We start from the raw sequence: 8658 nt of genomic DNA, 5'->3' as shown, positions 1-8658 counted from the left end.
TAGTTACTTTTTTCGAAAAATTAGTTAATTTCTTGCATATATGTTATATAAAAACTATTATTTTCTACCGAAAAAAAATAGTTTCAAAATATTGATCAACAGTATAATGGGCATGAATTGGTAATGATCTATATATTTTTTTACAATAGATAAAAAATCATCTTTTCTTCCATGTTGTAATTTTGGATTTTGCAATTCAATAAGAACAACAGTTAACAAAACTAAATCATACCCATCCAATATATAATATTTTGACCTATTCAATCTAAAATAAATTGCCTTTCTTATACCAACAATTCTTTTCATCTGTCGATATAATCTACCGTATAATTCACATTCAGGTAAAAACGGGTTGTACTCCGATTTTACCTTTACGTGGCGTTTAATTAATATTTACAAATTATATGCGTTTATTTTTCGATAATAACAGATTATTGGAGTGGTGTAAAAGCCGTTGGTGGATAAAATTACATCATGATTTCATGATGCTTTTTTAATATTAATAAGTTATATTAATAAGTTATGTTAGTTAGACGAGTATGAGGCTATCAGTGAAAAGCTTTGTGAAATGAGGATAAGTAAACTTACCATTTCCTGGTGCACGCCTATATTTGGTAATTGAATTTCCATTTTTATTGAAACGTAGTTTTATTCCCTAAACGTTCTTTATAATTCTTATAAAATCACGCTAAATCAATTGATAATAACTTAAATAAATTACCATAAGATAGCCGATAAATCAAAGATCCTCAAAAAAGCTATTTTATGGCATAATGTGCGCTAAATCACATTTTATAGGTTTCGCTTAAAGGCTAATTATTGCTTTTGAGCAAAACGCATTTTAAAGAGAGTAAATTTTAGTGTTAAGTACAAATAACATCACAATGCAATTTGGCAGTAAGCCATTATTTGAAAACATTTCGGTTAAATTTGGTAACGGTAATCGCTATGGGCTTATCGGTGCTAATGGCTGTGGTAAATCGACCTTTATGAAAATTATTGGTGGTGATCTAGTGCCGACATCGGGTAATGTATCGCTCGATCCACATGAAAGATTAGGTAAATTACGCCAAGATCAGTTTGCTTTTGAAGATTTTACCGTACTTGATACCGTCATTATGGGGCATACCGAATTATGGCAAATCAAACAAGAACGCGATCGTATTTACTCGCTCCCAGAAATGAGCGAAGAAGACGGGTTTAAAGTGGCTGATTTAGAAATTCAATATGCTGAAATGGATGGTTATAGCGCTGAGTCTCGTGCTGGCGAATTATTATTAGGTGTTGGTATCCCCATTGAGCAACATTACGGGCTAATGAGCGAAATTGCGCCGGGTTGGAAGTTACGGGTATTGTTAGCGCAAGCCCTATTTTCAAATCCGGATATCCTATTACTTGATGAACCAACCAATAACTTAGATATTGATACGATCCGTTGGCTTGAGGAGACACTAAATCAACGCGAAAGTACGATGATTATTATTTCGCATGACCGCCATTTTTTAAATATGGTTTGTACCCATATGGCCGATTTGGACTATGGTGAATTGCGTGTCTATCCTGGTAATTACGACGATTATATGACCGCGTCAACTCAAGCCAGAGAGCGCTTATTAGCTGACAATGCCAAAAAGAAAGCACAAATAAGTGAATTGCAATCGTTTGTAAGTCGTTTTAGTGCCAATGCTTCTAAATCCAAGCAAGCGACATCACGCGCCAGACAAATTGAAAAAATCAAACTTGAAGAAGTCAAAGCTTCCAGTCGTCAAAACCCATTTATTCGCTTTGAACAGGATAAAAAGCTGTTTCGCAATGCCCTTGTTGTTGAAAATCTGACGAAAGGTTTTGACAACGGCCCACTATTTAAAAATCTTAAATTAATGGTTGAAGTAGGCGAGAAAGTCGCAATTTTAGGGACTAACGGTATCGGTAAAACCACCCTACTAAAAACCTTAATGGGCGAACTGACACCAGAACAAGGCGAGATCAAATGGTCAGAAAATGCCAATATTGGTTATTACGCGCAAGATCATGAATATGAATTTGATGAAGACTTAACCGTATTTGACTGGATGAGTCAATGGAAGCAACCCACCGACGATGAGCAAGCGGTACGTAGTATTTTAGGGCGTTTATTATTTTCGCAAGATGATATTAAAAAACAAGTTAAAGTCCTATCTGGTGGTGAAAAGGGACGCATGTTATTTGGTAAATTGATGATGCAACGCCCGAATATTATTGTCATGGATGAGCCAACAAACCATCTTGATATGGAATCAATTGAATCACTCAATATGGCATTAGAGCTTTATCAGGGCACACTATTTTTTGTTTCACACGACCGTGAATTTGTAAGTTCCTTAGCGACTCGAATTGTTGAAATTACACCTGAAAAAGTGAACGATTATACGGGTAATTATGAAGATTATCTGCGTAGTCAAGGAATTGAATCATAGCCATTAATAAAAATAGCCACTAAATGTGGCTATTCAGATTGATGACAAACCTCGATATAATTCGGGGTTTATTTTTTTATTTAAACCATAAATAGGATTTTTAATTTGGATTTTATTAAATAAATTAAAAAATAGCCTAAAAAAACGTAACAAAAATAACTTTATCGCTATTTTCTTGATATTTTGAGCCGTTGCGGCCAATAAACACTGCATTTGAACCTGTGCTCTATCGTTTCTTTTCGCCGAGCATAGACTTTTTTACCCCACTGACTTAAATGAATCTCGTTGGCTTTTTCTTTATCTGCTTCCCAGATATGCCGTGTGATGACTTTCTGTGTATTTTTACTCTGTGTACACTGTGACAATAACGGACAGATTTTGCAGGTTGTTGCATCAGAATGACAATGACGATAACATTCCCTGCTAGTAGTTTTATATATTAATGTTTGCCCGTTTGGGCAAGTATAAGTATCGTTTTGACGGTTATAGATAAACTGCTTTTTTCTGATGGGATTCGCACCATGGGTGGGGCGACGATAACCCAACACCGGATATATCTGCTCTGCCAGCAGTAAATGGCAAATGGGAGCCGTAAAATAACCCGCATCAAGACCGACACCAACCGGATTAAAGCCAAACCGCTCTAGCTGGCGTTTTAATCGAGCCATATAAGGCTGGGGATCATGGATATTTCCGGCTGTGACATAGGTATCGGTAATTAAATTATGTTTGCCATCAACCGTTCGGTGATCTAAGTAGAAGAATCCTTTAGGCTTGTCTTCCCGATGCATAAAGCCACTATCCGAATCTGTTGTACTGACTTTAACATCCTTGTATTTCTCTACCGTCGATGGCTTTAAGGCTTTTTTCCGTTTAATTCTCTTTCTGCGTTGATGGCTTGATTAAGCGCATCAATATATTGACTGGGCTCAACAATATTATCAAAAATCTATTGATAGATTTCACTGTCATTAAACCGACGGCGACGATTTTGGCTGAGTGTTGAGGCTTCAATCACTTTTTCGGTTAATCCCATTCCAGAAACCAGCGATAAGCTAAATTGACCAGAATTTCCTGAACTAGACGACGTTCACTGGGGATACCGAAAAGATACCCCAATAGCATGATTTTAAACAGTCTGACCGGATCTTCTGCCGGCGACCGTTATTAAGGCAATAAAGTGGTGCTACCGCTTCTCGAATAAATTCAAAATCAATGACTTTAGCTATTTTACGAACAAGATGATTTTGAGGGACAAGCGCATCTAGCGAGATTTGCTCTATTTTTTTCTGGTGTCGCTGGAGTTGGTTTTTTTAGCATAGAAGAATTCCTCTTATAATGGACTCCTCTCTATTAGATCAAAGAACTCGCCAAAAAACGAGCTCTTTGTCATCAATCTGAAATTTATAAATAAATTTTTACTTAACATACAATTCAGATGTATCTAATTTAAATTCATCATAAATATCAAGTTTTTTCATAATATGCGCTAAAACTTGATTAATAGTTCGCATTCCAACTAATAACTCATCCATATAAATATCTGGATGTATCGGGATGAATTGTAGTCTAAGCTTTCCTTTTCTGCTTTACAGCCCAATTCATCGTTTGAATCATAAACTAAATTAAGAAGTTCTGCCCTTAATGGCACACCAGCCTTAAATGCATTTTCTTTCACGAAATTCAACCAATTAACATAATCATTATTAACTTGATACTTAAACATTTTGATATTTATTGAGAAAAAGCATATCTCTACTGAACAAATGAAAGCCCCAAAAGCCCACAATGTACGCTTATCCAATGAAACTTTAAGGTTATTAGCACAAAAACTACTAGGGAGTAATAGTGAATATGTGTCTCCTAACCGTATTAAACATGATGAACCACTTAATCCCCAAAAAACTAACGCCGCAAGCGTATAGGCTACAGAGGTCAGCTAGTAGCACATGGCTTACGCTCTATTAACAATAAAAACAAAGTAAGACTAGCCTATAACGCTCAACTTATATAGCGCAATTCAAAGAATTAATGATTTGGCGTGGAAAAAACGGGTTTATAAAAATTAGATATGAGCGTTAATAAAGCCCCTATATAGGGCTATTTATTCATAGTTATACTTTTTTTTTCAAAAATTCTAGCTGTTTTTCACTTAAAATAACTTGCTCTTTTGATAGGTAATCAGTATTTGTTTCAATTATAGTTACTTTTTGTGTACTACCATTTTTATATGATATCCTAACTAAGCGAGAAAATGCACCTTGATTAATCCATAAATCCTCATAAGTATTAATTCTCGCTTCATAGAAAAAGCAAAACTTTAATTTTCGTTGTTTATTATAACTTTTACTTGGCAAATAGTTTATTAGGGTTACATAAACATAGGGTAAGAGTTGAGGATTAAGATTTGTATATTCGTAAATATTGAGTTTTTTTGCTTCATTAAGAATTGACAAAAACTCTGAAAAGTCAAAGAATGGAATAATTTCTTTCAACCTTTCCCAAATTTTACCTATATTTTCTTTAGCAAAATTAAGGTTTTTTTGTCGTATTTCTGCGTTTTGTTTTGTTATTGGCAAGTTACCGTAGGATCTTTTATTTGCTTCTTTTGTTGGGCAATAATATTCATCATTGTGATAAAAATGCCCATCATCCTTTTGTTTTCCTGCTCTGACTTTCAGACGCCTTTCACAAACAGGACAGCGAGCACCTGGCGCATCATTAGGTTTTTGAAAATTATGATCTAATGCAAATTTTAGGTATTCCGTATAAGAAATTAGCTTATTATCATATGGATGTAATGCACTAAACATTTTATTCTCCTTGTTATATTAAGCTCTTTTAAATTCTGAAATGGCAACATATATTCAATCAAAAAATTAAGAGCTGTCTGTTTTTTAAACTCAACTGTAGGCAAGTAGCCTAACGACGAATATAACTCTGTTATTATTATACCAATATGCATATGCAGAAAAAGAATGTTATAACTCCATAGTCGAGATGAGGAATTGACCTTTATAAACTCCGTTTAATCGTTTTAAATGTCGCTTCCACCACCGCTATAGGTAAATAACAATAAAAAAGAGCTTAATCCTATTAAGTCATTTTATTATATCGGCTTATTTATTAATAGCTAAGTTTATTTCTCTGCTTCAACTATATTAAATACAGGTGGAATTGTTAACTTAATCGAATAACATTGCGCATTGTTTTTTCTGATATAAACAACGTCCTTGGCATGGATATTCATATTATTTGATGATAGCGCAAAATTTTTATACGGTATGCGTATCATGTTTAATTACGAAAAATCATTAAAAAATACATTATATATTTTAGTGTGTTATAAATGATAAGTGCACTAATTATTGGCTCTATTCGCTTTCACCGATAGAGCCAAAAAATATTAATTAACTATCACACGACCATTTAAAGGCTGAATTGGACGGTTGTTATCATGATGTATGATTGAGTGGAATTTTTCAATTTGTTTGGCAGATGCGCTACTTTCTTGTTCTAAAATAATCCATCTCACACCTTCCGTACAAGGCGGTGTTGTTAGTGAGCCGCTAAAGCGGTAAAAATCTAATCTATTTGGCAATAATGCCTTAATATTAACCGACTGGCTTAATGTCGCAGTGTTTCCTACTTGTGTCGGAATATGTTGCCAAGCTTTAGCTAATTCGGGGTTAGATTTTCCCCTATTAAACATAAGACCAACAACCGTTAAGTCACCATTGTCATTTTTATAAACAAAGTGAGCTTCCATCGGAAAGGGTTTACTTTTAATCATATTTTCGCTTGGTGCATGAAAATGGAATTGTTGTAACGTAAAGATTTCATTATCAATTTCTAAGGTATTACCTTCGTTAACATTGATTTGAATGGTATGGCCGTTGTTGATGATTTCTTGCTTGCTGGGTTTAAACGCCAGTTTAAGTTTATCATGATGGGTTTTTAGTGCATGTTCAATATTGATCGGCGATTGATTTTTGCCGTTTTCACAGGTTGAAAATTCAGGTGAAAGTTTTCCCCAATTTTCGGGTTTAAATTCGCCTTCATAATCCCAATGCGGAGCAGGCTCTACAGCAGCACAAGATAAACTGGTTGCCATTAAGGCTGCAATAATTACATTAAATTTCATGTTGATTTTACGTTAGAAAGTTGTTTATTGGAGACCAAATTATACGCCACAAAAAACCACCTTACTACAATCACACATCATCACTTTTTGATATTTTTATAAAAAATATCGTTTGACATTTATACAAAAAAAAACAGCTAAAAAATAGCTGTTTTTTTTGATACTAATTTTACTCAATTTTTATTATGATAATGTCTAATTGTTTATGTTGAGTAACTCTTCATAGCTTAGGCATCGTCAGTCGGGGAAGTGCTTTTTGATTTTCCGTCACTAAAGCGCAAAGCTCGCAGCTCTGCCTGCCCTCCCAAACTGACGCGGGGATGTTCTTTGATAACTTAACCAACTACAGTCATATAAGTATCACTGCGCCTTAATGATTCAGAACTAAAGCTAAGGTGCGGTGCAAATAACACTGAAACTGTCACTGTCGTCGCCCCTGTCGTAGTATACTTCATAGTACTCACCTTCGACGGCAACCTTGCTGCCATAGTCAGAATCTACACAAAAGTAGTTAGTCTGGAAAACTTCATCAGGGTAATAACTTAAGTAGCCCCACTCGGGTAAAAAGCCTGCTCCTATTTGACGCTGGAAATAATTACCACTTGATGACGGCGTGGCACCCTCTATGCCTTCTAAGCATGGAAACCATTTATCCTTACCACATTTCGCATTGGTTAAATCTCTGACTCGTGACAAACGATACCCCAAACTACTACACCACGATGATTGTTTAGAATAGCTCCTATTTTTATTACCTCGATTGATAAACCACTTCTGCAATACAAAACCGTACTTAATCACCACATTACCACTTTTATCCCTACCCTCTAATTCAAAGGTCTGCGGTAAAATAGGTCTACGAAGTGGACTAGGATTATCTGACTGTATTTGCGCATCACTCGCTCTAGGACCATTTAATGTCACCCGCGTTACATACTGAGATTTATCATCAATCCATGAATCGTATTCTATTACTCCCCATGCGCTTGTAAATGAGCCCGAACGTGGCTGTATCCAACTCACAGTAGCCGTTATTCCACCACGAGTAACAGGTGACCAGGTCAATTGACTTGCATCCACCCCACCTATATCTAAATCAAAATACAATCCATCAGCACCTGTTGTCGGAAAATTAAGACTATAAGATGATAGATTTATTGACTGAGTAAGAAAACCCTTATCAGAATTCCATATGCTAGCAGGTCCTGCCACTTCATAGTCACCAAAGTAAAGATTCGGCCTTGCGTAACAAACTTTAGGCTGTGAATTTGGATTGATATAATACGTCACCGTACTACCCCCAAAAGTTCTGCTATTCGGTATACCATACTGGGTAGTTAAATTACCATCTGTACTACTTAATGTTACCTTATAAGGTGCACTACATATATCTAATGTATCACTACGGCTTACTGTAATGCCATTCTTATCAGTAAAACTCACCGATAAACTTCCCATTGCAGTCACCCCATTAGTACCCTGACCATCTCCATCATCATCTCCCCAATAATTATACGGCGCTCGAATAAGTGCATCTAATCCTATTGAGTTGGTTGACGGTGGTAGCAACATCCCTATATCACTAAAGGTATTTCCATTTATTAGCCTTATTGGATTTGTTGCACTTGATGTATTGGTTGATGGCGTAACCGTTGTACCATCTGGCAAGGTAATAAACAATAACGCGTCAGTGGTTGTCGCTTTAGTTTGGCCTCCATCAAACGTTAAATACGGGGCACTACCTTGAATCACTTGGTTAGTATGTGCCGTTAATGCTTGCGAACCTTGCGAATACGGCAATAACAATACTGGCGCTAATGCCAACGGGATTTTTTTAAATAATTCGGTGGATAATTTTGATGATATAAACGAGGTAAGTGTAAAAAACCAGCTAATGCGATTATTGGATAAATTTAAGGCATAGGCTCGCCATGTCTGTTGTCTGTTGTCTGTTGTCTGTTGTCTGTTGTCTGTTGTCTGTTGTCTGTTGTCTGTTGTCTGTTGTCTGTTGTCTGTTGTCTGTTGTCTGTTGTCTGTTGTCTGTTGTCTGTTGTCTGT

At 35.8% G+C, this 8658-nt stretch carries 4 protein-coding genes and 1 pseudogene; 1 reads left to right on the top strand and 4 read right to left on the bottom strand.

The annotated features are described in order from the left end of the window. The first annotated feature begins 860 nt into the window (after positions 1 to 860). Positions 861 to 2456 (top strand): ABC-F family ATPase, encoded by a 1596-nt coding sequence (locus A9G45_RS02765; RefSeq protein ID WP_065567197.1) that lies wholly within the window; start codon positions 861 to 863, stop codon positions 2454 to 2456. Positions 2457 to 2489: 33 nt separating this feature from the next. On the opposite strand, the pseudogene A9G45_RS13685 reads toward A9G45_RS02765, so the two are convergent. The 4 genes and pseudogenes from A9G45_RS13685 to A9G45_RS13680 all read right to left on the bottom strand — a co-directional run. Next, a pseudogene (locus A9G45_RS13685) lies at positions 2490 to 3739 on the bottom strand (transposase). 831 nt (positions 3740 to 4570) lie between these two features. Further along, positions 4571 to 5269, bottom strand: coding sequence for a hypothetical protein (locus A9G45_RS02750; RefSeq protein ID WP_065567194.1), 699 nt, complete (start codon positions 5267 to 5269; stop codon positions 4571 to 4573). A gap of 593 nt (positions 5270 to 5862) precedes the next feature. Continuing rightward, entirely contained in the window at positions 5863 to 6600 is a 738-nt protein-coding gene (locus A9G45_RS02745) for a carbonic anhydrase (protein ID WP_065567193.1), read from the bottom strand. A gap of 390 nt (positions 6601 to 6990) precedes the next feature. Next, positions 6991 to 8658, bottom strand: a 1668-nt coding sequence (locus A9G45_RS13680; protein ID WP_218057009.1) for a hypothetical protein, incomplete at its 5' end; no start/stop codon positions are given.

The organism is Gilliamella sp. HK2, from assembly GCF_001690265.1.
Classification (GTDB): domain Bacteria; phylum Pseudomonadota; class Gammaproteobacteria; order Enterobacterales; family Orbaceae; genus Gilliamella; species Gilliamella apicola_C.
Note: the sequence above shows the minus strand (reverse complement) of the source record. Positions and strands in the feature narration are given on the sequence as shown.